Below are 23,162 nucleotides of genomic sequence, written 5' to 3'. Positions count from 1 at the left end.
CCCCTCCCCTCCCCTCCCCTTCCCTTCCCTTCCCTCTCGTCCCCTGCCCTTGGAAGGACCTGGAACTGTCATGACGGGCCCCGTCAGACCCAGCCTCAAGACTCAAGTCACCACGGCCACGCGCACCTTCTTCATCTCCGGGTTCGGCACAGCGCTGGAGTTCTATGACTTCATCATTTACGGCCTCGCCGCCGCGCTCGTCTTCCCGACCCTCTTCTTCCCCAGCTTCGACCCCACCGTGGGCACCCTCGTGGCCTTCGCCGCCTTCGGCAGTGGCTTCATCGCCCGCCCCCTCGGTGGCATCGTGATCGGCCACTTCGGCGACCGCATCGGACGCAAGGCCATGCTGGTGCTCACGCTCCTGATCATGGGAACCAGTACCTTCCTCATCGGCTGCCTGCCCGACTACCGCACCGTGGGCGTCGCCGCGCCGGTCATGCTCGTCGTCCTGCGCCTCATCCAGGGCTTCGCGGCCGGCGGCGAGTGGGGTGGTGCCTCCCTCTTCGGCATCGAGAACGCTCCGGAGAACCGCCGCGGTCTGTGGGGCAGCTTCACGAGCGCCGGCATTGGCATCGGCAGCCTCTTCGGTACCGGCGTGTTCACCTTGATCACCCTGCTGCCGCAGGAGCAGCTACAGGACTGGGCATGGCGCGTGCCGTTCTGGCTGGGTGGCCTGCTGGTCCTGGCGGGCGTCGTGGCCCGTAGTCGTATGCCCCGGGAGGAGCGCCGCACCGAGCACGCTCCCCGGGTGCCGATCCTGGAGTCCATCAAGCGGCACCCGCGCCAGATGCTGCTGGCCATCGGCGTGGCCTTCGGCTACAACACCCTGGCCTACATCGGCACGATCTTCACCGTGACCTACGCCGAGGAACTCGGCTACAGCCACACCGAGTCGTTGCTGCTGCAGGTGGCGGGCTCGGTTGCCTTCACCCTCGCCGTTCCGGTCATGGCCCTCCTCTCCGACAGGATCGGTCGCAAGCCCGTGGTGATCGTCGGCACCCTTGTCTACGGGGCGTTCTTCTTCGCCTACTTCCCCATGGTGGACGGGCACATCCTGGCGCTGGCGACCGTCGCCTACGTGCTGGTGAACGTACTCATGGCCGCTCCCCAGGGCTGCATTCCGGCTTTCCTGGGCGAACAGTTCGCGAGCGCCACCCGTTACTCCTCCATCTCCGCCACGTACCAGACCGGTGCGGCACTGGGCGGCGGCACAGCGGCCACCACCGCGACGGCCCTCTTCATCGCCTTCGACGGCAATCCGATCGGCGTCGGTCTCTACTCGGGCGCAGCGGCACTCATCCTGGCACTCTGCGCCTGGGGCCTGCGGGAGACATTCAGGGTCCCGACGGCAGAGCTCGGCACGCGCCCGCCGGCGAACGGCGACGCCGGGGCGGGCGTGGACAAGACGACGGTCGCCTGAAGGTACCCGCCGTGCCGCGAGCACGCGGTCGAGTCTTCGCCCATTGCCCTCCTCGCCCTTTCCTTCTCTCTTCCTCCTTCTCAGGTCCTTGGCCGACGTCAGATGACGGTCGAGGGCTTCGGGGCGGATCGGTGCGGGAGTACGGGAGTTGGCGGGCTGGGTGGGGTGTCGGCGCGGCCCTTTTCGTAGATGGTCAGGCCCGAAGAGCATCCGAGGGGGACCAGGAGTAGTTCTACGAAGAGGGCCTTCCAGGCGTAGAGGAGATTGACGATCTTGGTGGCGTAGACGCAGGGGAGGTTGATGAGGACAGTGGCGAGGCGGAGGCGGCGCCTGCGGGCGGCGTAGAGCAAGGGTGGGGTGGTCAGGAGGAGTTCGGCGCCGGTCCACCATGCGAGGGACGTGCCCAGCGATTGATCGGTCGTCGCGGCCGCCACGAAGGGCGTGGCCCACCACAGCGGAGCGGTGAGGATCTCCAGGAGGGCGAGCAGGACCCAGACGGCGAGCAGTGGCTTGCGGGTGATGAGGGCGCCGAGGTGGAGGCGGACGTTCTGGCAGAAGCCGGCCATCCAGCGCCAGACCTGTTTTCGGAGGTAGGTGAGGGTTTCCGGGTCGGCGGCCCAGGCCGTGGCGTCGGGGACGTAGAGCGCCCGTCTGCCCTGGATCTGCTGGGACCAGGTGAAGTCCATGTCCTCGACGATGGTGCGTTCGGGAAAGCCGCCGAAGGCCATCAGGTCGGCGCGGCGGAAGACCGAGCAGCATCCGGAACAGACCATGGGGCTTCCCGCGAGCGCCTGGATGGGTCGGTGGAAGTGGAAGCCGAAGAGATATTCCGTGGAGCGGCCGCGCTCCCAGAGGGTGCGGGTGTGGCGGGTCTGGACGTTGCCGGCGGCCACGGCGACCGTGGGGTCGGCGAAGGCCGGGATGACGCGCTCGATGTAGTCCGGCGCGAGGACGGTGTCGGCGTCGACCGCGAGGATCAGGTCCGTGTCGCAGTGCGGCAATGCGTGATTCTGGGCTCTGGCCTTGCTGCCGAGTTGGCGGGGTGGGCGCAGGACAGTTACGTCGTGTGATGCGGCGACGTCTGCCGTGCGGTCCGTCGATCCGTCGTCGATGACGATGATGCGGTCGGGTGGGACGGTCTGGCTCCGCAGCGCCGCGAGGGTCGCGGGCAGACCGGCTTCTTCGTTATGAGCTGGGACGATGGCTGTGACGCTGTACATGTCCTACTCCCCCGAGTTTGCGGAATCCGGCGGCGGCGAGGGCGGTGAGGCCGATCGCGCCGTAGACGATGATGCTGATGCCGATGAACGGCAGTCCTCCGTGCATGTCACCGACGGTAGTGGGAGGGTGGGTTGGACGTTTTCCGGAGGCAGCCTCCTGTGGATAACTCTCAGCCGCCGGGCCGCCGTGGCCACTGCCCCGGCCTCGCCCAACCCGGCAGACCGCCCCCGGCACACCGCACCCGGCACCGGCACCGGCACCCCACACGCCCCACCCCGGCTCATCCGTCCCCTTGCCGCCTGATCTCCTGGACGTCAAGATGCGGGTTGCGGCGGGCCGTTGGCCCACGCGCCGACCGTCCCCACCGGAGGCCATATGCGTCTGAGCCGCGCCGTCCTCGCCCTGCTGTCCTTGTCCCTCGCCTTCGGCACGGCCCTCCTACCGGAGGCTTCGGCGACGGCCTTACCGGAGACTTCGACATCGGCTCTGCCGAAGGCCCCGGCGTCGACCGATGCCGATGTTGCCGCAGCCAGCACGATCGCCCCGCCTTCCCGCACGGTGACCACCCCGGACGGCCGCACCCGCCTCGCCGACCGGCAAGGACGGGTCCTCACTCTCCACGGCCTCAACCTCGGCAAGACCGACACCGTCACGCAGGACCGCGTCGCACGCCTGGCCTCCGAGGGCTTCACACTCATGCGGCTCAACATCCAGTGGGAAAAGGTGGAGCCGAAGCGCGGCCGCTACGACACCGACTACCTGCGCTACCTCGACCGAGTACTGGACTGGGCCGACCGGTACGGAGTGCTGGTACTCGTCGACTGGCACCAGGACGTGTTCGGCCCGGCCTTCGGGCACAACGGCATACCCGCCTGGGCCACCCGCACCGACGGCCTGCCCTTCGAGCCGAACCCTGATGACTGGTTCTCCGACTACTTCCAGCCGGCCGCCCAGGCGGCCTTCACGCACCTGTATGACGACCCGGACCTGCGCGCCGCACAGGCCGCCGCCTACGCCCGGGTCGCCTCAACGCTGCGCGGGCACCGCTCGCTGCTGGGCTACGACCTGTTCAACGAGCCCTTCGGCCCGGTCCCCGGCGACCCGACCGACCCGGCCAACCAGTTGGCTGCATCGGTAGCACTCGAACAGGGCCGGCTGCCGGCGATGTACCGGCGCCTCATCGACGCCGTGCGAGCCGCCGACCGCAACGCGTGGCTGTTCGTGGAACCGACCGTCCTGGTCGGCCAGGGAGTCCCGACCAGCCTGCCCGGCTTCCGCGATCCGCGCCCTGGCGCCGACCGCATCGGTTACGCCCCGCACTACTACGACACGGCAGTGGAATCCGGGCAGGACTGGGACCCGACCGGAGGGTTCATCGAGCAGTACGAGGCGGCCATCGGCGCCTACCCGACCGCGCACCGGATGCCCGTCCTGGTCGGCGAGTGGGGACCGCCCCGGGCCACCACGCCCGGGAACGCAGAACTGATTTACCGTCAGCTGAGGTCGATGCCGGGCTTCGCTTCGGGGTGGGCCATGTGGTACGACTGCGACGCGCCCGAAGGGGGCGGCTACTGCGTACGAGACGCCGACGGCCGCCCGGCGCCGGGCAAGGAACCGGTGTTCGGTCCCTACGCGCGAGCCGTCGCAGGCACCCCCGAGCGCGAGTCGTACACCCCGACGACCGGCGAGTACCGCCTCACTCTCAACGCCAACAGGACAACGCGCCGGGCATGGACGGAGATCACCTTGCCTGCCACGGTGTATCCACACGGCGCCCGTGTGACAGTCGACGGGATACCGGATGCTGTGGTCCGGGTCAGGAACGGCATCGCCCGGCTGCGACTGCCCTCAACGCCTTCTGGCACCACGGTCACGGTGACCGTAACCGCCCGTCGTCACCCGGCACATGCAGACGACGCCGGCCGAACCAGCCCGGAGAAGCACGAACAAGGGAGTACTCACTGATGCAGCGTTCCGTCACCTCGTCGTCGCCCTCCCCGTCTCCCGCCCCCGTTCATCTGGTGGCGGGGGCCAGCAGTGGGATCGGGGCCGCTGTGGCTGCGCAGGCGGTGGCTTCCGGTGCGCGGGTTGCCGTTTGCGGGCGGCGGGGTGACGTGCTGCGCAAGGTCGCGGAGGGTTGCGGGGCCACGGCGTACGTTGCGGACGTCACCGACCGGGCGCAGGTCGAGGAGCTGGTGGCCGCCGTCGTACGGGATCACGGCCGGCTCGACGGCGTCGTCGCCAACGCAGGCGTCATGCGACCCGGCGGGGTGCTCGACCTGACCGACGAGGACTGGGACGCAACCCTGCGTACCAACCTCACCTCCGTCTTCTTTCTCGCTCGCGCCGCACTCCCCCATCTCATTAACTCCAAGGGGTCGTTCGTGACCGTTGGCTCGATAGCCGGGCTGCGCGCCTCGGGAGGGATGTCCGCGTACGCCGCCTCGAAGGCCGGTGCCGCCATGCTGACCGCCACCCTCGCGGCCGAGTTCGGGCCGCGAGGGGTACGCGCCAACACCGTGTGCCCCGGCTGGACCCGCACCGAAATGGCGGATGAGGAAATGCGGGAATTCGGCGGGCCGTTGGGGCTCGGCGTGGACGAGTCGTATGCCGAGGTGACCACCCTCGTACCGCAACGCCGTCCCGCCGAGCCCCACGAAATCGCCGACGCCGTCCTGTGGCTCCTCGGCCCGCACTCCTCCTATGTCAATGGCACCACGCTCACGGCGGACGGCGGCACGACGATGGTCGACCCGGGCGCAGTGCCATTCGATTTCCGGTTGTCGGAGCGCTGACGACGGTCGACGTGACGGCAGTCGACAATCAACGCCGCATCAGTCGACAGTCGGCATGTCAGACGCTCCTGAACACCTCGTCATACGTCAGGCGCGGTGCGCGGGGGCGGAAGGCTTCCGGGCCCGGGCGGCCGACGTTCGCGACGACGAGGGCGCGGTGCTGGCCGTCGGGGAAGAATTCCTCGGTGACGGCCTTGGCGTCGAAGCCCGCCATGGGGCCCACGGCGAGCCCGGCAGCCCGTACTCCCACGATGAAATAGGCGATCTGCAGGGAGGCGTTGACCACCGCTGTGTCGTGCCGCATGGTCTCGTCGGCGAACAGATCGCGGGCGTTCGGTACGTGCGGTGCGACCTTGGACAGCGTCTCGTGGAAATCGAGGTCGGCGGCGAGGACGACGACGAGCGGCGCCTGGCGCACCTTGGGCTGGTTGCCGGGTGCCATTCGCTCGACGAGGCGTGCGCGTGCCTCGTCGCTGCGGACCAGAACAGCGCGCAGCGGCTGGCTGTTGAGCGAGGTCGGGGCGTTCTTGATGAGCTCGTGGATGGCGGTGACCTGCTCATCGGTCACCGGCTCGTCGGTGAATGCGTGGGCGGTGTGCGCCTCTTTGAAGAGGAGGTTCTGCGCGTCAGCGGCGAGGGGGGTAAGCAAGGAATTCACAGTGTTTCACCTCGTGGAGTAAGAGAACCAGTAAGAGAATTGGTAAGAGGACTGTTGGGGGCGGGTGCGGGTGTGAGTGTGGGTGTAGCGCGGGGATAGCTGCCGAGGAAAACGGTCCGGGCGTTGCGTCGGCGCAGGGACGCGACGACCGAACCGACGGGCGGCTCGTCTATATGGCCCTCGCATTCGAGGAGGAAGGAGTAGCCGCCGAAACCGGTACCGCTGGGCCGGGACAGCACCGACGTCAGCGGCACGGAAGTGCGAACGAACTCGTGCAGTACGTCGTGGAGATCGCTTACTCTGCCCGCCAGCGGTACGACCATGGTGCTGCGGTCCGCACCCGTCGGCGGCGCGAGCCGCTTATTGGGTCGGGCCACCTTCACGAAGCGGGTCACCGCGTCCGGACGTGCCCCTATGTTCTCTGCGATGACTTCGAGTCCGTATCTCCGGAGTGTGTTCGGCGAGGCGATGGCCGCGGTGTCAACCCGTGAATTCCCCGGATTTGCCACGTCACGGGCGGCCTGGGCGGTCGAGGAGGAGGTAAGGAAATCGGCATGCGGGAGATGGGTGTCGATCCAGGTGCGGCACTGAGCGTGGGCGTGAGGGTGCGTCAGTATCCGGTGTACCGAGGAGAGTGAACCGCCCGGTGGTACGGCGAGCGCGAATTGGACGGGCAGCAGAGTCTCGCCGGTGATGCACAGGTCCCCGCTGTGCGCGAGGGCATCGACGGAGGCGGTGACGGCCCCTTCGACGGAGTTCTCCCAGGGCACGACCGCGGCGTCCGCCGCCCCGCTGCGGACGGCGTCGAGTGCCTGGCGGACGCCCGGGTACGGTACGGCCTCGCCGGGCCGGACCTGCAGGCCGGCGAGCGCGGCTTCGGTGAACGAACCGGACGGGCCCAGATAGGCGGTGGGCATCGGGACGGAGCCTCCTTGGTGCGTGCACCGTGAATCGACGCGGCTCACGCGCCGGCGTCGGGCCGTGGGGTGCGGATCGAGTCCGGGTCGATCAGGCGGAGCATTTCGACGGTGTCGAAGCAGTCCTCGAAGTGCACGGCCAGGCCGTCAGCGCCGAGCGTCCAGGAGTGGACGAAGCGCAGGGTCGCCTTCCGGCCGTCGCGGGAGGTGACCTCCCGGTCCCCGAGCACGATGACCCGGTCGCCGTCGGCCAGGAACTCGTGCGGGTCGAGGACCATCCCGCCCAGCACGCCGGGTACTCGGGCGAGGAACTCCCGCATGCCGTCGTGCCCGTACTTGGGTCCGCCCAGGCCCACCTCCCGCATGCCGTCGGGGTGCACCCAGACGATGTCGGGAGCGAAGTACGACAGGATGGCCTCGATGTCCCGGCGGTGGAATGCGTCGTAGGCGGCCCGGATGCGCTTCTCCACATCACTCGCCGACCGATTTTCCGCATCGCTCGCCGCGTGTGTCTGGTTCTCCGCATCGCTTGCCGCGTGCATCCGCTTCTCCGCGGCGGTGGCGTTCACTCGGCAACCTTCTTCGCGTCGGTGGCAGTCACACGGAAACCCTCTTCGCGTCAGTGGTGTCCTTCAGGGCGATGTCCGGGAAGTGTGCTTCCAGCGTGCGACGGATGCCGTCGTGCCATTCGACGGTGCAGTCGCCGATCAGCGAGCGCCGTTTCGTGCTGTCGAAGGCGTACGTCTCGCGGGTGACGGCGGTCCTTTCGAACTTCGCCTCTACACCCGTGAGTTCGGACATGTACGCGGCGCAGTCGGTCATCCCGACCGGCTCGTCACCGCCCCAGTTGACGATGGTCGCGGGCGTGCTCGCGATGGACCACAGCAGGGGGACCTGGTGCACGAGGTCGTCGGTGTGGATCAGGGATGCCCAGTTCTGGCCTTCGAGCGGGATGGGGATCGGCTCGCCGGCCAGCATCTTCTTGAAGTACATGACGGGCACGCCGCCGTAGGAGGCCGGTCCGTACGAGATGTTGAGGCGCGCGATGGTCGTGGGGACGCCGAGCGTGCGGGCGTACGCGCGCGCTGTGCCCTCCGCCGCGATCTTGCAGATGGGGTACGTCGGCAGCCAGTCGGCCACGCCGTCCAGCGGGTCGGTCTCCTTGTACTGGTGATCCAGCGTCTGGCGCTTGTAGAAGGCGCCGGTCGACACGTGCAGGAATGCTTCCGCCTTGCGGCAGTGGGTCATGAGCCGGCCGACGGCGACCGAGTTGACCTCGATGGCGGTGTCGAAGTCACCGTCGTAGCCGCGGTGCACCGCGGAGTGCATGACGTGGGTGAAGTCGTCGGGCAGTGCGTCGAGTGTGTCCTCGCCGCCCATGTCCCAGTGGTACGTCGTGATGCCGCGGGCGCGCAGCTCGTCCTCGGCGCCGGGGGTGGTGAAGCGGCCGAGGCACCAGACCTCGTTGTCGGCGGCGAGGGCCTCGGCGACGGGACGGGCCGCCTGGCCAGTACCGCCGGTGATCAGAATCTTCTTTCCGTCAGTCACAGCAGTCTCCTCTCTTCCCTGCTCACTTGCCGTCGAGGGACCGGTCGAGCTCGGACCGGAGGATGGTCTGGAAGGCGGCGACGTGCTTGGGGCCCATGAGTGTGTAGTGCTCGCCGGGCACGTCGAGGTAGCGGTTCTCCTCGCGGGTGTGCTCGTCCCAGCGGCGCAGCTCGTTGTTGAGCCAGTCTTCCTTGGTGCCGCGCAGTGGGATCGCGTAGAAGACGCTCATCCGCCGTACGTTCCCGCTGGGCTGATACGTCCGCCCGAGCCCGGTCAGTCCGTCGGCGAGGTCCGCCCAGGCCGTGAACCGTGCCAGGTCCAGGTCCAGTTCGGCCAGCCGCTCCGGCGGGGCGATGTCGATCAGGTGCTTGAGCTGTTCGTCCTTGCCGAGCGGCCGGAGCTGCGCGGGCAGCTCGGCGGCCTGCTGTTTGGAGACCAGCTCCAGGAACATCGCCAGGTTGACCGCGGTCTCGATGTAGTCGAGCTCGTCCATGCGGTACTTGATGTGGGGCGGGAGGTTGAAGCTGCCGAGGAAGTCGACCCGCTCGCCCTCCGCCTCCAGGATCTTGGCGATCTCGAAGGCCACCGCCGAGCCGAAGGAGTAGCCGGCCAGCGCGTACGGGCCGTGCGGCTGCTTTTCGCGAATGGCGGCCGCGTAGGTACGGGCCATCTCGTCGAAGGACTCGAAGGGCTTCTCGCCGGGGTTGAAGCCGCGCGCCCGCAGCGCGTAGAAGGGGCGCTCCTGTACGAAGTACTTGGCCAGGTTGACGAAGACGAGCACCTCGCCGACGCCCGGGTGGACGCAGAACAGCGGCGTCTTCTCGCCACTGGTCTGCAGGGGGACGATCGGGTCGTACGCGGCCGGGTCGGCCTTCTCGCGCACCGTGAGCCGTTTGGCCAGCTCGCGGACGCTCGGCGCGGTGAGGATGGCGAGGACCGGCAGATCCACGGCGCCGAGCCGGCTGCCGACCAGCCGCTTCATGCGCAGGATGTCCAGCGAGGTGCCGCCCAGGTCGAAGAAGCTCGCCGTGGCGCTGACCGTGCCGGGCGCCATGTCGAACAGCTCCGCGTAGATCTCCGCCAGGGCCTGCTCGGTCTCGCCCTCGGGGGCGGTGTATCCGCCGAGGTGGCGGGTGACCACGTCGTCGACGGTCGACCGTTGTGCGGCGTAGTCGCCGGCCTCCAGGCGCTTGCGCATGAGGGAACGCTGGATCTTGCCGAGGCTGGTCTTGGGGAAGGCGTCGGCGGGCAGTGGCAGCAGCAGTGCCGGGCGGAAGCCCCAGGCCATGACGACGCTGTTGCGCACGGCGATCAGCAGGCGGTGCAGACCGGCCTCGTCGGCCGGGTCGAGGGTGGTCGCGAAGGCCACCACGAGCTGCTCGGTGTCACTGCCCTCTGGGCGGGTCGGGAAGGCCGCGACGTACGACTTCCGTATTCCGTCGAGGTCCTCCAGGAGCGCTTCCAGCTCGTGGCTGAAGTAGTTCACGCCGTTGACGATGATGCTGTCCTTGCTGCGCCCGACGAGGGTGAGCCTGCCGTCGACGAGGCGTCCCAGGTCGCCGGTGCGGAACCAGCCGTCGGCGGTGAACGCGTCCTTGGTGGCCTGGGCGTTGTTGAAGTACCCACCGGTGATCATCGGGCCGTTGAGCTGGACCTCGCCGATCTCGCCCTCGTCCAGAACGCGGTCCGGGGCGTCCGCCGCTCCGCCCTCCGCGCCGTCCTCGGCGGCGATCCGGATGGTCAGCCCGGTCACCGGGCGGCCGACCGCGGCGAACTCCGCACCCAGGTCGCCCTCGGGGAACTCGCGGTTGTAGATGCTGCCGGCGCAGGTCTCGGTCATGCCGAAGGCCGGCCACAGCACGTCGCGGGCCAGGCCGTACTCGGCGAGCCTGTCCAGGAACGCCACTCCGGTGGTGACGAGGTTGGCCTCGCCGCCGGAGACGATGTGCCGCAGGCTGGACAGGTCCAGCGACAGGTCGTCGGGCAGCGGCTCCAGCGCCTGGTTGATCAGGCCGAGCAGGAAGTTGGGCGTGAAGGTCATCGTCACGCGGTGCGCGTCGATGAGCCGGAGGAAGCGCACCGGATCACCGAGGATCGTGTCCGGGGTGGTCTGCAGTTGGTTCGCGCCGACCGACAGTGGCAGCAGATGCGCTTCCAGCAGGGCGGCGACGTGGTCGTACGAGATCCAGTTGAGCGTGATGTCCGCCGAGGTGAGGCCCTGTGTGCCGGCCTTGGCCGCCATCGAGGCCAGCAGGTTGGCGTGGGTGAGCATCACGGCTTTGGAGTTGCCGGTGGATCCCGAGGTGAGGACCATCAGGGCGACGTCCGTGGGCTTGGCCTCGGAGATCTCCATGAGGTCGCTGCCCAGGGGGGCGTCGGCGGTGAGGTCCGTGAGGACCGCTACCTCCAGGTCCGGGATTTCCGGGAGTTCGTCGCACAGCCGCGCCGTGGTGACCAGCAGCGGGCCGTCGAGCAGGGCGTTGACGTGGGCGAGCTGGGCGCTCCACCGCTCCTGGTCGTTGCGGAGGGGAACAAGGGGGCAGGCGGTCATACCGCCGAGCAGACAGGCCCAGAAGGCGGGCAGGAAGTCGTCCGGCCGTTCCAGCAGCAGCGCGACCTTACGGCCGGCCTCCGCGCCACGTGCGCGCAGTCCCGCCAGGATCAGGCGGGCCTCGTCCAGCAGCTCGGGGTACGGCTGGAGCCGGCTCTCCGCCGGGTCATCCGTCAGGCAGTACTGCAGCCCGTGTCCCGGGTACTGTTCGGCCGCCCGGAGCAGCAGGTCAGCGAGGTGCGCGGGCTCCGGCTGGGGCCGAGAGGCCGTCGGCAGGGCGGTGGGTGCGGGTCCAGGTGCGGATTCTTGAACGGATTCCTGAATTGTCGTCATCGTCCCTCTCCTGAGAGCAGGCATGGACGGTCGCACAACCGTGAGCTGCGCGTATTCGCCGGTGCGTGTCAAGCAGGGCTGGTGGCGACGGAATTGCGGTCGCCGGTACCGGAATCAGACGCTCCCCCGATTGCTCGCTCATGTCCCATGAGTCACTCGCCGGTTAAATCAGCCTGATTCTGTAGGCATTTTGACGGTGAGTCATCGTTCTTTGTCCGGCAACGGGAGGGAAACCACGCCGGGTTGGTGTCGTGTTGAACTTCTTCTCGTAACCCAAGGGGCGTCGGGCCACCAGGCCGATTGTCGCCGCGCTGCGAAGAAGGGGTAATTCATGAGTGTTTACCGCCGCAAGAACCGCGTGAGCCAGGACTCTGCCGCCATATCGGGTGCGGCCGGCCGTCGGCGGTGGGTGGGCTACGCCGGGACGCTGGTGGCCGCGGTGGCGGTCATGGGCATCGGTGGGGCCGGTACGGCTTCGGCGGCCACGATGACGACCGCGCACGCCGGTCACGCGACGGCGCCCGCGTCGTCCCTCACCAGCCCCGTGGGCGAGTCCGTCGACTCGCTGTGGCACCACGTCGAGATGTACCACCTGAGCGACCCGTCGTGGGAGCTGACCAGCATGCTCACCGACCCGGCCGGAAATCTGAAGGTCCACGGGCAGATGCTGGACGACACGCTCTCCCCGCTCGTCGGGACGGCCACCGGGGCCCTTGGCGGCTAGGAATTCTCCGGACGCGGCCGGGAAATCGGCTGCGATATCGGCCTCGGCTGAGGTATCGGCGGGGCCCGGGAATGCGCGAGCGATCGCCCGGGCCCGCCGAAACCGGGGGAAGTCCTTGCGAGTGCGTTATTGCGAGTACGTTATTGCGAATGCGTTGAGGAAATAGCCGCCTAACAGGACGCCTGTATCCATGCAAGGCGTCGGCGGAGCCTGCTCGCCCGGCGAGCGCGAGGTCGTACGAGCCGGCCGTACCAGCCCGTGGACCGTCCGGCCGACCGACTGGCCCAAGTCGCCTCCGCAGCGCTAAGCTGATCATTGGCCCGGATGCCGCATCCCCCGTCGGTATCCGGGCTCTTTACGTGCGTCGGCCCGTACGAGGCCGGCGGCAGCACAGAGGGCCCCAGGTGGAAGCACCTGGGGCCCTCTGTCGTACGGGCTCGTCCTGCCCCACCCCCGTGGAGGCGGGACGAGCCCGGGTCAGTGGGGCTCGCTCACGCGGTGAACGCGGGCGGGCGGACCGGCTCGGGAAGCAGCCGGGCGAGGTGCTTGGCCACGTCGAGGACCGTGCGGTCGGCCAGGTAGGGGCCGATGATCTGGATGGCCAGCGGCAGGCCGTCGGCGGTCTTCCCGGCGGGTATGACGGCGGCGGGCAGCTTGACGTGACCGGCCATGTTCAGCCAGGCCGTCTGGTCGAAGTACGGCCGCTTCTCACCGTCGACGGTGATGGACCGGCCGGGAACCGGGGTGGCGGTCTGGTCGTCGACAGCCGCGGTCGGGGCGGCGGGCGTGATCAGTACGTCGTGGTCGGCGAAGTAATCGGCCCAGCGGCCGCGCAGCTTCTCGCGCTCCTCGTTGGCGAGCAGCCAGTCCCGGTGCCGCATGGTCCGCGACTGCAGGAAGAGGCCGCCCGGCGCGTCGGCGGTCGTCTTGTCGGCGGCCTCGATGTCGTCGGCGAACCCCTCGTCGGTGGCGGTCGCGCTCGCCGTGGCGTACATGAGGCGCTGGAACAGCTTGTCGCTGTCGGCGAGGTCCACGGGGCGCGCCGAGTCGTCGACCGTGGCGCCGGCGGATCGTACGAGCTCGGCGACCGCTGCCAGGAGTTCGCGGGTGTCCTTGTCGACGTGGCAGTACGGGTCGTCCTGCCAGAGGCCGACCCGGTAGTCGGCGAGGCGCTTGTGCTTCGGCGCCGGGAGGTCGATCTTCCAGGCCGCGGCGTCGGCCGGGGCCGGTGCGGCGAGCACGTCCAGGAGGACGTCGAGGTCCTCGGGCGTGCGGGCGATCGGGCCGACGGTGAGCATGTCGGAGCTGGTGAGCCAGCCGGGCGGGCGCGGGATGTGGCCGCGGGTCGGCACGATGCCGAAGCTGGGGCGCAGGGCGTACACGCCGCAGTACGCGGCCGGGAGCCGGAGGGAGCCGGCGAGGTCCGAGCCGACTTCGAGGCTGGTGAGCCCGGCGGCGACGGCGGCGGCCGGGCCGCCGGAGGAGCCGCCGGCGGTCTTGGTGTCGTCGTGGGGGTTCTTCGTCGCGCCGAAGATCGGGTTGGACGTCTGGATGTCCTGGCACATCGTCGGGACGTTGGTCTTGCCGACGATGAGGGCGCCGGCCGCGCGGAGGCGGGCGACGGCGTCGGCGTCCTGGCCGGGCACGTGGTCGGTGAGGTCCGGGGAGCCGCTGGTGGTGCGCAGTCCCCGCGTCTCCAGGGCGTCCTTCACGGTGAGGGGCAGGCCGTGCAGCGGGCCGAGCGGCTTGCCGGTCTCGGCCAGGTGCCGGTCCGCCTCGTCGGCGGCCGCGCGGGCGGCGTCGGCGTCGAGGGTGACGACCACGTTGAGGTCGTCGGTCTCGGCGATGTGCTGGAGGTACTGCTCCAGCAGGGCACGGCTGGTGATCCTGCGCTCGCGCAGCGCGGCGAGCTGTTCGCGTGCGGGGGCCAGGTGCAGCGCCTTGCCGGAGGCATGGGGGGACTTGGGGGCCTTCACGGTGCCGGCGCGTGAGCGGGCGGCGGCGGGTGCGGCCATGGAGGCCGCCGCGGCGACGGCCGTGGCAGCGACGAGGAGGGTGCGTCGGAGAATCACGAACGGGCTCCAGATGTGGTGCTGTGAGAGGTGGGGGGCGTAGGGCTCTCGGAGGGAGGGGTGAAGTACGAGGCGACGCGCTGAAGGTGCGTCAGCTCGTCTTCGGTGGTGGCAAGAGGCAGCTCCGCGTCGGCGTACTCGGCGGGAGTCCCGACGGGGTCGTTCGCGCGGTGCCGGAGGAGGGCGTCGCGGATCTGGTCGGCGGTGACGGCCGCGGCGAGGTCGGCGCCGGTACGCCCTTCGGCCCGGTGCCGGGTCTCGGACGCGTCCCGCGCGGCCGGGTCGAGGTATCGCCGCAGCAGCTTCTGGCCCTGGCGGATTTCGACGCGACGGCGCAGCAGGGGGAAGTGGGCGCTGCGGCCGCGGAGCAGGTCGTCACGGTGCGGGGCCGGGCGGCGCAGGGTGATGCCGGGGTCGGCCTGGTCCAGCGCGGCCCACAGGTGGCGCAGTTGCCGGTAGCGGAGGTGCGCGGCCGTCCAGTCGCGGGCCGCGGCGGTCCGGCGGGCCAGCGTGGGGAGGAAGTAGCCGATCTGGGTGGCGGTGGCGCCGATGTCGCCGCACGCCCAGGCGAACGGGTCGAGCTGCTCGACGCCGAAGCCGGCCTCGGCCCCGACGACCGCGCCGATCCGGATGGTGCTGTAGCCGAGGGTGATGATCGCGCCGACCGTGATGAGCCGCAGTCCCCAGGTGATCGAGGGGTTGCTCGCGGTGCGCGCGTACTTCCAGCAGGAGCGTGCGAGGTAGAGCTCGGCGACGGTGTACATGCCGAAGTAGAGCAGCACGTACGCCTGGTAGTACGGGTCGTGCGCGTAGTACGTCGCGAAGTCGGCGGGGCGCGTCGTCGCCGGGGTGAGCAGGACGAACAGTACGGCCATACCGGCGATGACCGCGGCGGCCGCGATGAGGAGGAGACGGCTGCGGCGGCGGGCTTCGGCCGCCGGCTTCGACCAGTACGCGAGGACGGTGGCCTGGAGCGCGAAGACGAGGATCACGCAGCTCTGGGCGAGCGGTACGGAGATGTTGGTGACGCCGAAGACGGCGTCGATGCGCACCCACACCCAGGTGAGGGAGACGGCGTAACTGATCGCGGAGAAGCCGTACGTGAAGGCCAGCGCGACCAGGGCACGGTCGCGACGGCTCTTGGCGAGGTCGCGCAGCAGGAAGAGGAATCCGCTGCCGGCGATCGCCAGACACAGGGGGTGGAGTATGTCTTTCACGGGGCCAATTCGGTCAGCGCAGCAGGGTACGGGCGATGGGGTCGGAGTCCCGGGCGGTACGGGAGGTGCGGGAGGACGTAGTGCGGGGGTTGCTCACGTGTTCCTGCAGGAGGGAACCGAGCATTTCGGCTTCGAACTCCTCGGGTTCGTTGTAGCGGGTCCGGCCCAGGACGAGCTGTACCGTGCTGGGGTCGATGCCGTTGATCAGGCCGCCGAGGCTGTCCTGGGGGATCGGTGCCTTGCCGCGGTGCCGCCTGAGCATGTGCGCGAATTCGTGGCCGACGATGATCTCGGCGTGTGCGCGGCTGATGCCGGTGTCGTAGAAGACGTAGTCCGTGGTCTCCGTGGCGAGCCACATGCCGCAGGGCGCCGAGGCGTCCAGGGAGTCCGCGTCGGCCGGGTCCGGGGTGAAGGGCATGAGGCGGATCGACCGGCCGAATCGATTCTCCATGAACGGCACCAGATCGAGGACGCTGTCCACCGGCGGCAGGTGCAGCTCTGCCACGAATTCCCGGCTGCGACGCTCGACTTCGTCGGCCTCGCGATCACGCCGGCTGCGCCACATGCGGCTTCCTCTCCGGATCGACGCCCTGGGGCCCGTCATGGCGAGCCCCTCTCGGGGTCGGCGGGCAGCCCTTCCATCTCCCGCACCGCGTCGATCGCCTCCAGGACCTTGCGCTGGCTCGTGTCGGACAGGCCCATCGCACGGAGGGCGATCTCCCGCACGCCGGCCTCGCTGAGCTTCCGCAGCAGCTCGAACTGGTCCGCGACCTTCCGCGTGATCTCGTCCTCGACGAAGTAGCCGGCCTCCACGCCGAAGAACCGCGCGAGGAGCGGCAGGAGGGTGATGGTCGGCGTCCGTTCGCCCTTGCGCAGCATGCCGATGTAGGCGCCGGTGCAGCTGTCGTCACCGTACGACGAGATCGTCCGTGCCACGTGCGCGTTACTGAACTCCTTGGTCCCCGGCGCGCGCACCCGGTCGAAGAGGAAGTTCAGCCGCTCGGCGAACGAAGCGCCCGGACCCGGGACGGGAACGGAAGCGGGCACGGACGCGGGAACCGCGGGGTGCTCCCCCGGCGTCCCTGCGTCGGTACTGTCGTCCCTCACGGCCACGGCTGTTTCCTCTCGATCCGCCTAAACTATAGTTGACGCCAGTGTGTGACCGGAAGCCCGGGTTCTGTGAGGAGTGCGACTCGCCGCGAGGGGCCACAACGCGTGACAGCGGGCCCCGGCGAATGCCTTCGCCGGGGCCCGCTGTCCAGGTGCCTATGTACAACCGGTGTACCTATGTACAACCGGTGACCGGTGTCAGTCCGTGCCGGACTCCATCGCGGCGCGGTCCAGCGCCTCGTCCTCGGCGGAGACCTCGCCGCGCGAGGCGATCGCCTGAGCGCCGCCCTGGTCCATCGCGCCGATCAGACCGGTCGAGGCCGCCTGCGCGGCGCCGATCGGCGTCGGATGGACGCTACTGCCGACCAGGCCCAGGCCCGCGTACTGCTCGAGGCGCGCACGGGAGTCGGCGATGTCCAGGTTCCGCATGGTGAGCTGGCCGATCCGGTCCACCGGGCCGAACGCCGAGTCCTCGGTGCGCTCCATGGAGAGCTTGTCCGGGTGGTAGCTGAACGCCGGGCCCGTGGTGTCGAGGATCGAGTAGTCCTCGCCGCGCCGCAGCCGCAGCGTCACCTCGCCGGTGACGGCCGCGCCGACCCAGCGCTGCAGCGACTCGCGGATCATCAGCGCCTGCGGGTCCAGCCACCGGCCCTCGTACATCAGCCGGCCGAGCCGCCGGCCCTCGTTGTGGTACGCGGCCAGGGTGTCCTCGTTGTGGATCGCGTTGACCAGGCGCTCGTAGACGATGTGCAGCAGGGCCATGCCCGGCGCCTCGTAGATGCCGCGGCTCTTGGCCTCGATGATCCGGTTCTCGATCTGGTCGGACATGCCCAGACCGTGCCGGCCGCCGATCGCATTGGCCTCCATGACCAGGTCGACCGGGGAGGCGAACTCCTTGCCGTTGATCGTGACCGGGCGCCCCTGGTCGAAGCCGACCGTGACGTCCTCGGTGTCGATCTCCACCGACGGGTCCCAGAACCGCACGCCCATGATCGGGTCGACCGTCTCGATGCCGGTGTCGAGGTGCTCCAGGGTCTTGGCCTCGTGCGTGGCGCCCCAGATGTTGGCGTCCGTGGAGTACGCCTTCTCCGTCGAGTCCCGGTACGGCAGCCCGTGCGCGAGCAGCCACTCCGACATCTCCTTGCGGCCGCCGAGCTCCGTGACGAAGTCCGCGTCCAGCCAGGGCTTGTAGATCCGCAGGTGCGGGTTGGCGAGCAGCCCGTAGCGGTAGAACCGCTCGATGTCGTTGCCCTTGAACGTGGAGCCGTCGCCCCAGATCTGCACGCCGTCCTCGAGCATGGCCCGCACCAGGAGCGTGCCGGTCACGGCGCGGCCCAGCGGCGTGGTGTTGAAGTACGGGCGCCCGCCCGACCGGATGTGGAACGCGCCGCACGAGAGCGCGGCCAGCCCTTCCTCGACCAGCGCGGCACGGCAGTCGACGAGCCGGGTGATCTCGGCGCCGTACGCGGAGGCACGGCCGGGCACGGACGCGATGTCGGGCTCGTCGTACTGACCGATGTCGGCGGTGTACGTGCACGGGACGGCGCCCTTGTCGCGCATCCAGGCGACGGCGACCGAGGTGTCGAGTCCGCCGGAGAAGGCAATGCCGACGCGCTCGCCGGTGGGCAGGGAGGTGAGGACCTTGGACATGGCAAGATTATGCAACATCCCGTATGACCATGCAAGGGGGACCCCGCCCGCCGGGTCGGGGCCCCTCTGCCACTTCCTCAGCGACTCCGTCCGCTCACTTCTTCCGGGCCACTGTGAACCCCCGATCCAGGGAGATACGGCTGGTCACGACCGTCGTCACCCCGCCTTCGCGTCGCAGGACCACCGGTCCACCGCGCCGCCCGCCAGGGAAACCCGGCTCGGGGTCGCGTCCGCTGTGTCGCCGACGCGCCGCCCGCGAATTGGCGGGTCCCGCCCTCGCCCTCGTGCAGCGTCGAAGTCGCATGTCGACGGAGCGGCGATAGTCCTACGACGTATCCGCAGGTCGTCGGGCGATACCCCGAACGGGCCTGTCCTCTGCGTGGCTGACGGCTCATCAGCCGCAAAAGTGGTGCGCTCTGTGCGGGGGGACACACCACGACAGGAGAGTCATGCGTACCGCACTGCAGAGACACGGGGCGAGGGCTGTGACCGCCGCCCTCGCCTTCGTCCTCGCCTTCGCTTTCACCCCGCTCGGCGGCGTGGCCACCGCCGATGCCACGCGCCACGGCGACGATGCCCGCAAGCCCATCGAGGTGTCCATCGGCGCCTCCGGCATCCACGCACCGGACCACGCGCGAGCCGGTCTGGTCGACTTCCACGTCACGACCGACGACTCGGAGGGCCGCTTCCTCCAGGCGTTCCGGCCGCGCCACGGCGCCTCGGTGCACAAGGTGCTCGCCCACCTGGCCATGGCCGTCGGCGACAACCCCGCTGCCGCCGCCAAGGGTGTCTCATCGGTGCGCGACGAGGCGGAGCTGTACGGCGGGGCCCAGGTGACCCCGTCCGTGCCTGCAACCTTCACCACTCCGATCACCGCGGGCACCGTCGTCCTGCTGGACTTCTCCGCCTTCCTCAAGGACCCGACCCATCCGGTCATCCGCACCCTGGAACTGCACGGCGAATCGTCCAAGGGGCGCGCGGACTTCCCCGACAGCATCGTGACCACGAAGGAGACCGAAGACGGTCCTCGCTTCGAGGTGCACGGCCTGCGCAAGGCCGAGGACAACATCCTGGTCCACAACGCCTCGGACGAGATCCACGAGATGGCGCTCCAGCCCGTGGCACCGGGCACCACGGACGAACAGATCCAGAAGGCGTTCAGCAGCACCTCGGCCGGCGCGCCGCCCTTCACCGGTCCGTCCCTCGGCCTGGGCGCCATCTCCCCCGGCCGCACCGCCCTCCTGAGTAACCATCACCTCCCCCCGGGCACCTACGCGCTGCTCTGCTTCGTCCCGGACGACGAGACCGGGCACCCGCACGTTGCCGAGGGAATGCACAAGGTCGTGGTGCTGAAGTGAGGCATGCCGGCCGGCCCCGTGGCTGATACGGCCGACGTAGCCGTCATGGCTGACATGTTTTTCACGGACAGCGCCCTATGAGAACCCGGGCTCCCCTCCGCAGGAGCCCGGGTCCTTCGCGGCCAGGGCGAGCCCCTCGGTCCGGCTGTACGCGGCGTCCTCGTGCTCGATGTTGACGGCCATGTCCAGGTCGACCTCGGCGAGCAGCCCCACCGGCTCCCCGCGCCCGGCCACATCCTGACGCGCGCAACGCATCACACGTCGTACTCGGCCGTTCCGGAGGTTCTGGCCCCGGCCCTGGCCCCGGTACCGGCCGTGTCCCGTGCGCACACCCTGGCGGATGAGGTGTCACCACGGTGGACGAGGACGACTGCCGCAAGGCTGACGGCCAGGCCGAGGGCGGTCTGAAGGCCGAACGCCTCACCGAACATGATGGCTCCCCAGACTGCCGTGACAGGGGCCATCAGGAACATGAGCGTGTTGACCTTGGTGACTCCGGAGCGCTTCAGGATGAGCCAGTACAGTCCGTACCCGCCGAAGGTGGACAGGGCCACGAGCCAGGCGATCGCGACCCAGAACGAGGGCTCGGCGGGAGGCTCCGCGGCTCCGGTGCTCACGGCAAGTGCCGTGAAGATGACGGTACTGGTGACGCAGTGGACGGTCATCGACACCGTCGGCGCGACCGGCGTGCGGGAGCGGCTTTCGAGGAACGTGGCCGCGACCAGCGAAAACATCCCGAGGAACGGGATGAGATAGGCCCACCAGGCCACACCGGCGCCAGTCGAGGCATCGGCCGTGGTGACGATGGCGACGCCGCTCACCCCCAGGCACAGACCGAGCCACTGCTTGCGGGAGACGTACTGGCGCAGCAACGGTCCGGCGAGCGCTCCGGCGACCAGGGGCTGGACGCCGTCGATCAGGGCCGTGGTGCCGCTGGAGACCCCGAGCTGGATCGCGTAGTAGACGGTGAGCAGATAGCCGCTCTGCGACAGCACACCGATCACGGCCTGCCTGGCCACGTCCCGTACCGCGAGACCCCGCCATGACGTTCTGGCGGCGGTCGCGGCGACGGCGATCAGAAGGACGGCCAGCGGCAGGAACCGCCACATCAGGATCGTGACCGCGGAAGCACTGCCCGCACCGAGCTTGGCCCCGATGAACCCGGAGCTCCAGCACAGCACGAAGGCGATCGAGAGCAGGAAGTTCACAGCCCACCACTCCACTAAACAGATCGGTATAGTCGTCTCCCACTCACTATACAGATCGGTATACTTTTGGGCATGGGTGCTACGGAGAAGCCACGACGGATCACGATGACGCCTGCCGCGCTGCGTGTGCTGGAGGCCGCTGCGAGGCTGTTCTACGAGCGGGGCATCCATGCCGTCGGCGTGGATCTGATCGCCGCCGAGGCCGGGGTGACCAAGAAGACCCTCTACGACCGTTTCGGCTCCAAGGAGCAGATCGTCGTGGAGTACCTCGCGGACCGCGACGAGCGCTGGCAGGCGTTCCTCACCCAGCACTTGGCGACCGCGGACCCGGCGCCGTCGGCGCGCGTCCTGGCCGTCTTCGACGCCTCGCACGCATGGGCGCTGGACCACAACTCCAAGGGGTGCAGCATGGTCAACGCCCATGCCGAGATCAGCGATCCGTCCCACCCGGCCTATCCGATCATCACCGGACAGAAGCGGTGGATGCTCGACCTGTTCACTCGCCTCGCCGAGGACATCGCCCCCGATCAGGCCGGCATTCTGGCCCGGACACTCATGCTGCTTCACGAAGGAGCACTCGTCGCCCACGGCCTGAACATCTTCCCCGACCCCATCCCCCACGCCCGCGAACAGGCGCAGGCCCTCCTTGCCGACTGGGTTCACCCGGACATGGGCTGAAGAACTCTGGGCGTGACTGCCGGGCCTCTTTACACTGAGCGCGCGGAATATTCCGCGTATGCGTCCGACCGGGCAGCCGTCATTCCGCAACGGGGCGACTGGAGGGCACCGTGTCCGTCTCGATCGAGGAACTCTGCGAGACCGCAGGCGAAATCCTTCGCACGACTCGTTATATGACACTGGGCACCGCTTCCGCCGCGGGAGTCCCGATGGTGACTCCACTGGCGCACGCCTGGGACGACCAGGACGCTTTCTACTGGTATTCCGGAATGGACGCCGTGCATTCGCTGAACATCGAGCACAATCCGGTGGTTTCGATCGTCGTATTCGACTCCAATCCGACCGACGGGGGCGGCCAGGGCCTCTATGCAAGCGGTCGGGCCGAGGTGCTGCACGGCGACGCCCTGGCCGAGGGCTGCGAGGTGTACTACTCGCGCCGTTACCCGGACCCGGCGGCCCGTGCGAAGCGGTACCAGCCGCCCGCGCAGTTCCGGGACACCGCCCCCAACCGGCTGTACCGGGCGCGGATCGAGTCGTACTCGGTACTGCACCCCGACGGCCACCCCGTGCACGGGGACGAGGTCAGCCACCGCGTCACCATTCCCTTCCGCACCGGACGCCTCAGCGGGACCGCGTGAGCCGCCCCTCGGGCGAAGGCGCCGTGCTCGGGCTCGACATCGGCGGTACGGCGATCAAGTCGGCCCTCGTCGCCCCGGACGGCAGAGCGCTGAGCGCCGTTGCCCACCACCCCGTACAGGCTGCCGGGCGTGCCCCGGAAGCGATCGTCGGCACGGTGCTCGACCGTGCCGCGGACCTCGTCGACGCGGCGGTGGCGCAGGGTGTGGCGGTCCGCGCCCTCGGCGTCGCGGCCTGCGGTGTGATCGACGAGTCGGCGGGCGTCGCCGTCTTCTCGGCTTCCTTCGGCTGGCGGGACGTGCCGCTGCGGAGGCTGCTGGCCGAGCGCACCGGCCTGCCAGTCGTGCTGGGCCACGATGTACGGGCCGGCGGCGTTGCCGAGGCGCGGCTCGGCGCCGGCCGCGGCCGCGAGGTGTTCCTCTTCGTGCCCGTCGGTACCGGTGTCGGGGCGGCGGTCATGCTCGGCGGGCGGCCGTTCACCGGTGGGCACTGGCGGGCCGGTGAACTCGGGCATGTGGTGGTGCGGCCCGGGGGCGACCGGTGCGGCTGCGGCCAGCGCGGCTGTGTGAGCACGCTGGCGGGCGGACCCGCTGTCGTGAAGCGGTACCGGCGGCTGGCCGGACTGGACGGCGGAGCCCCGGCGGACGCCGCCACCGTGGTCCGGCTGGCCACCGAAGGAGACCGGATCGCGGCCAAGGTATGGGCGGAGGCCGTGGAGGCGCTTACCGATGCGCTCGCTCTCGGCGTCACCCTCTTCGATCCTTCGGCCGTCATCGTGGGCGGTGGCCTCGGCCGGTCCGGCGACCTGCTGTTCCACCCTCTGCGCGAACAGCTCGCCGAGCGGCTGACGTTCCAGGTCATGCCGGAAGTACTGCCCGCCGCTCTCGGCGACGAGGCCGGCTGCCTGGGGGCCGGTCTGCTCGCCTGGGATTCGCTCGGCGACCGCACCGGCGCCGGCACGCCGACGATCTGAGCGGACCTCGACGGCGAGGCCATCGCGAAGGACGGGGTCCACATCCCCGTCATCGCATCATGGGAGCCCCGCCATTGACGATTGGAGCCCGCC

Annotated in this window: 22 protein-coding genes; 8 read left to right on the top strand and 14 right to left on the bottom strand. The window is 69.5% G+C overall.

Annotated features, from left to right (window positions below; genetic code table 11):
* Window positions 1-70: 70 nt before the first annotated feature.
* Window positions 71-1,420 (top strand): MFS transporter, encoded by a 1,350-nt coding sequence (locus tag IG84_RS0126015; protein WP_051862431.1) that lies wholly within the window; start codon window positions 71-73, stop codon window positions 1,418-1,420.
* A gap of 98 nt (window positions 1,421-1,518) precedes the next feature.
* Here IG84_RS0126015 and IG84_RS0126010 read toward each other — a convergent pair whose 3' ends face one another.
* Together IG84_RS0126010 and IG84_RS41260 are read right to left on the bottom strand one after the other, a co-directional pair.
* Window positions 1,519-2,640 carry a glycosyltransferase family 2 protein gene (locus IG84_RS0126010; RefSeq protein ID WP_051862429.1) on the bottom strand — a complete coding sequence of 374 codons (1,122 nt, stop codon included), beginning with the start codon at window positions 2,638-2,640 and terminating at the stop codon, window positions 1,519-1,521.
* Entirely contained in the window at window positions 2,606-2,746 is a 141-nt protein-coding gene (locus tag IG84_RS41260; protein WP_157848946.1) for a hypothetical protein, read from the bottom strand. Before IG84_RS41260 ends, IG84_RS0126010 begins: the two co-directional genes overlap by 35 nt.
* Before the next feature lie 270 nt (window positions 2,747-3,016).
* On the opposite strand from IG84_RS41260, the gene IG84_RS0126005 reads away from it, so the two are divergent.
* Window positions 3,017-4,606, top strand: a complete 1,590-nt coding sequence (locus tag IG84_RS0126005) for a cellulase family glycosylhydrolase (RefSeq protein ID WP_107053960.1) — start codon at window positions 3,017-3,019, stop codon at window positions 4,604-4,606.
* On the top strand, window positions 4,606-5,436 hold the full coding sequence (locus IG84_RS0126000) for an SDR family NAD(P)-dependent oxidoreductase (RefSeq protein WP_051862427.1): 831 nt from the start codon (window positions 4,606-4,608) through the stop codon (window positions 5,434-5,436). Before IG84_RS0126005 ends, IG84_RS0126000 begins: the two co-directional genes overlap by 1 nt.
* A 58-nt stretch (window positions 5,437-5,494) precedes the next feature.
* On the opposite strand, the gene IG84_RS0125995 is transcribed toward IG84_RS0126000, so the two are convergent.
* The 5 genes from IG84_RS0125995 to IG84_RS0125975 are packed head-to-tail and all read right to left on the bottom strand — an operon-like array spanning window position 5,495 to window position 11,443.
* The gene (locus IG84_RS0125995; protein ID WP_107053963.1) at window positions 5,495-6,085 is read right to left on the bottom strand and encodes a malonic semialdehyde reductase; all 591 of its coding nucleotides are present in this window, start codon (window positions 6,083-6,085) and stop codon (window positions 5,495-5,497) included.
* A 5-nt stretch (window positions 6,086-6,090) separates the two neighbouring features.
* The gene (gene pheA, locus IG84_RS0125990) at window positions 6,091-7,011 is read right to left on the bottom strand and encodes a prephenate dehydratase (protein ID WP_051862425.1); all 921 of its coding nucleotides are present in this window, start codon (window positions 7,009-7,011) and stop codon (window positions 6,091-6,093) included.
* A gap of 44 nt (window positions 7,012-7,055) precedes the next feature.
* The gene (locus tag IG84_RS0125985) at window positions 7,056-7,580 is read right to left on the bottom strand and encodes a nuclear transport factor 2 family protein (RefSeq protein ID WP_245659614.1); all 525 of its coding nucleotides are present in this window, start codon (window positions 7,578-7,580) and stop codon (window positions 7,056-7,058) included.
* Between the two features lie 28 nt (window positions 7,581-7,608).
* The gene (locus IG84_RS0125980) at window positions 7,609-8,559 is read right to left on the bottom strand and encodes an NAD-dependent epimerase/dehydratase family protein (RefSeq protein WP_037800876.1); all 951 of its coding nucleotides are present in this window, start codon (window positions 8,557-8,559) and stop codon (window positions 7,609-7,611) included.
* Window positions 8,560-8,581: 22 nt separating this feature from the next.
* Complete coding sequence (locus IG84_RS0125975) at window positions 8,582-11,443, bottom strand: non-ribosomal peptide synthetase (RefSeq protein ID WP_078649405.1); 2,862 nt, start codon at window positions 11,441-11,443, stop codon at window positions 8,582-8,584.
* Window positions 11,444-11,774: 331 nt separating this feature from the next.
* On the opposite strand from IG84_RS0125975, the gene IG84_RS0125970 reads away from it, so the two are divergent.
* Window positions 11,775-12,167: a hypothetical protein gene (locus tag IG84_RS0125970; protein WP_157848945.1), complete on the top strand. Its 393-nt coding sequence runs from the start codon at window positions 11,775-11,777 to the stop codon at window positions 12,165-12,167.
* A 491-nt stretch (window positions 12,168-12,658) separates the two neighbouring features.
* Here IG84_RS0125970 and IG84_RS0125965 read toward each other — a convergent pair whose 3' ends face one another.
* From IG84_RS0125965 to argG, 5 genes are all read right to left on the bottom strand, one after another.
* Complete coding sequence (locus IG84_RS0125965) at window positions 12,659-14,239, bottom strand: amidase (protein WP_031062050.1); 1,581 nt, start codon at window positions 14,237-14,239, stop codon at window positions 12,659-12,661.
* Window positions 14,236-15,456, bottom strand: coding sequence for an MAB_1171c family putative transporter (locus IG84_RS0125960; RefSeq protein WP_031062048.1), 1,221 nt, complete (start codon window positions 15,454-15,456; stop codon window positions 14,236-14,238). The genes IG84_RS0125965 and IG84_RS0125960 overlap by 4 nt, the downstream gene beginning before the upstream one ends.
* 13 nt (window positions 15,457-15,469) lie before the next feature.
* A complete protein-coding gene (locus IG84_RS38220) occupies window positions 15,470-16,021 on the bottom strand; it encodes a hypothetical protein (protein ID WP_245659613.1) in 552 nt (183 codons plus the stop codon).
* Between the two features lie 35 nt (window positions 16,022-16,056).
* Window positions 16,057-16,563, bottom strand: coding sequence for a Rossmann-fold NAD(P)-binding domain-containing protein (locus IG84_RS38215; RefSeq protein ID WP_245659612.1), 507 nt, complete (start codon window positions 16,561-16,563; stop codon window positions 16,057-16,059).
* A 201-nt stretch (window positions 16,564-16,764) separates the two neighbouring features.
* On the bottom strand, window positions 16,765-18,216 hold the full coding sequence (gene argG, locus IG84_RS0125945) for an argininosuccinate synthase (protein ID WP_031062040.1): 1,452 nt from the start codon (window positions 18,214-18,216) through the stop codon (window positions 16,765-16,767).
* A 485-nt stretch (window positions 18,217-18,701) separates the two neighbouring features.
* Between argG and IG84_RS0125940 the strand changes: the two genes are divergently transcribed.
* Window positions 18,702-19,574 carry a hypothetical protein gene (locus IG84_RS0125940; RefSeq protein ID WP_031062038.1) on the top strand — a complete coding sequence of 291 codons (873 nt, stop codon included), beginning with the start codon at window positions 18,702-18,704 and terminating at the stop codon, window positions 19,572-19,574.
* A 75-nt stretch (window positions 19,575-19,649) separates the two neighbouring features.
* Here the strand turns inward: IG84_RS0125940 and IG84_RS40815 are convergent, their stop codons facing one another.
* Both IG84_RS40815 and IG84_RS0125930 read right to left on the bottom strand, forming a co-directional pair.
* Window positions 19,650-19,829, bottom strand: a complete 180-nt coding sequence (locus IG84_RS40815; protein ID WP_245659611.1) for a hypothetical protein — start codon at window positions 19,827-19,829, stop codon at window positions 19,650-19,652.
* Entirely contained in the window at window positions 19,829-20,782 is a 954-nt protein-coding gene (locus IG84_RS0125930; RefSeq protein ID WP_037800875.1) for a DMT family transporter, read from the bottom strand. Before IG84_RS0125930 ends, IG84_RS40815 begins: the two co-directional genes overlap by 1 nt.
* 72 nt (window positions 20,783-20,854) lie before the next feature.
* Here IG84_RS0125930 and IG84_RS0125925 point away from each other — a divergent pair, with 72 nt between their 5' ends.
* From IG84_RS0125925 to IG84_RS0125915, 3 genes are all read left to right on the top strand, one after another.
* Window positions 20,855-21,460 carry a TetR/AcrR family transcriptional regulator gene (locus IG84_RS0125925; protein ID WP_031062032.1) on the top strand — a complete coding sequence of 202 codons (606 nt, stop codon included), beginning with the start codon at window positions 20,855-20,857 and terminating at the stop codon, window positions 21,458-21,460.
* A 110-nt stretch (window positions 21,461-21,570) separates the two neighbouring features.
* On the top strand, window positions 21,571-22,098 hold the full coding sequence (locus IG84_RS39035) for a pyridoxamine 5'-phosphate oxidase family protein (RefSeq protein ID WP_281179383.1): 528 nt from the start codon (window positions 21,571-21,573) through the stop codon (window positions 22,096-22,098).
* Window positions 22,095-23,069, top strand: a complete 975-nt coding sequence (locus IG84_RS0125915) for an ROK family protein (protein WP_051862421.1) — start codon at window positions 22,095-22,097, stop codon at window positions 23,067-23,069. Before IG84_RS39035 ends, IG84_RS0125915 begins: the two co-directional genes overlap by 4 nt.
* The last annotated feature ends 93 nt before the right edge of the window (window positions 23,070-23,162 follow it).

It is taken from the genome of Streptomyces ochraceiscleroticus, from assembly GCF_000720485.1.
GTDB classification, from domain to species: domain Bacteria; phylum Actinomycetota; class Actinomycetes; order Streptomycetales; family Streptomycetaceae; genus Streptomyces; species Streptomyces ochraceiscleroticus.
Note: the sequence above shows the minus strand (reverse complement) of the source record. Positions and strands in the feature narration are given on the sequence as shown.

What these genes read in the sequence shown, in the direction of transcription:
- IG84_RS0126010 (WP_051862429.1), bottom strand. Translation starts at nt 2,640, where the DNA reads ATGTACAGCGTCACAGCCATCGTCCCAGCTCATAACGAAGAAGCCGGT.
- IG84_RS0125925 (WP_031062032.1), top strand. Translation starts at nt 20,855, where the DNA reads ATGGGTGCTACGGAGAAGCCACGACGGATCACGATGACGCCTGCCGCG.
- IG84_RS0126005 (WP_107053960.1), top strand. Translation starts at nt 3,017, where the DNA reads ATGCGTCTGAGCCGCGCCGTCCTCGCCCTGCTGTCCTTGTCCCTCGCC.
- IG84_RS40815 (WP_245659611.1), bottom strand. Translation starts at nt 19,829, where the DNA reads ATGCGTTGCGCGCGTCAGGATGTGGCCGGGCGCGGGGAGCCGGTGGGG.
- IG84_RS38220 (WP_245659613.1), bottom strand. Translation starts at nt 16,021, where the DNA reads ATGTGGCGCAGCCGGCGTGATCGCGAGGCCGACGAAGTCGAGCGTCGC.
- IG84_RS0125975 (WP_078649405.1), bottom strand. Translation starts at nt 11,443, where the DNA reads ATGACGACAATTCAGGAATCCGTTCAAGAATCCGCACCTGGACCCGCA.
- IG84_RS0125970 (WP_157848945.1), top strand. Translation starts at nt 11,775, where the DNA reads ATGAGTGTTTACCGCCGCAAGAACCGCGTGAGCCAGGACTCTGCCGCC.
- IG84_RS0126000 (WP_051862427.1), top strand. Translation starts at nt 4,606, where the DNA reads ATGCAGCGTTCCGTCACCTCGTCGTCGCCCTCCCCGTCTCCCGCCCCC.
- IG84_RS0126015 (WP_051862431.1), top strand. Translation starts at nt 71, where the DNA reads ATGACGGGCCCCGTCAGACCCAGCCTCAAGACTCAAGTCACCACGGCC.
- pheA (WP_051862425.1), bottom strand. Translation starts at nt 7,011, where the DNA reads ATGCCCACCGCCTATCTGGGCCCGTCCGGTTCGTTCACCGAAGCCGCG.
- argG (WP_031062040.1), bottom strand. Translation starts at nt 18,216, where the DNA reads ATGTCCAAGGTCCTCACCTCCCTGCCCACCGGCGAGCGCGTCGGCATT.
- IG84_RS41260 (WP_157848946.1), bottom strand. Translation starts at nt 2,746, where the DNA reads ATGCACGGAGGACTGCCGTTCATCGGCATCAGCATCATCGTCTACGGC.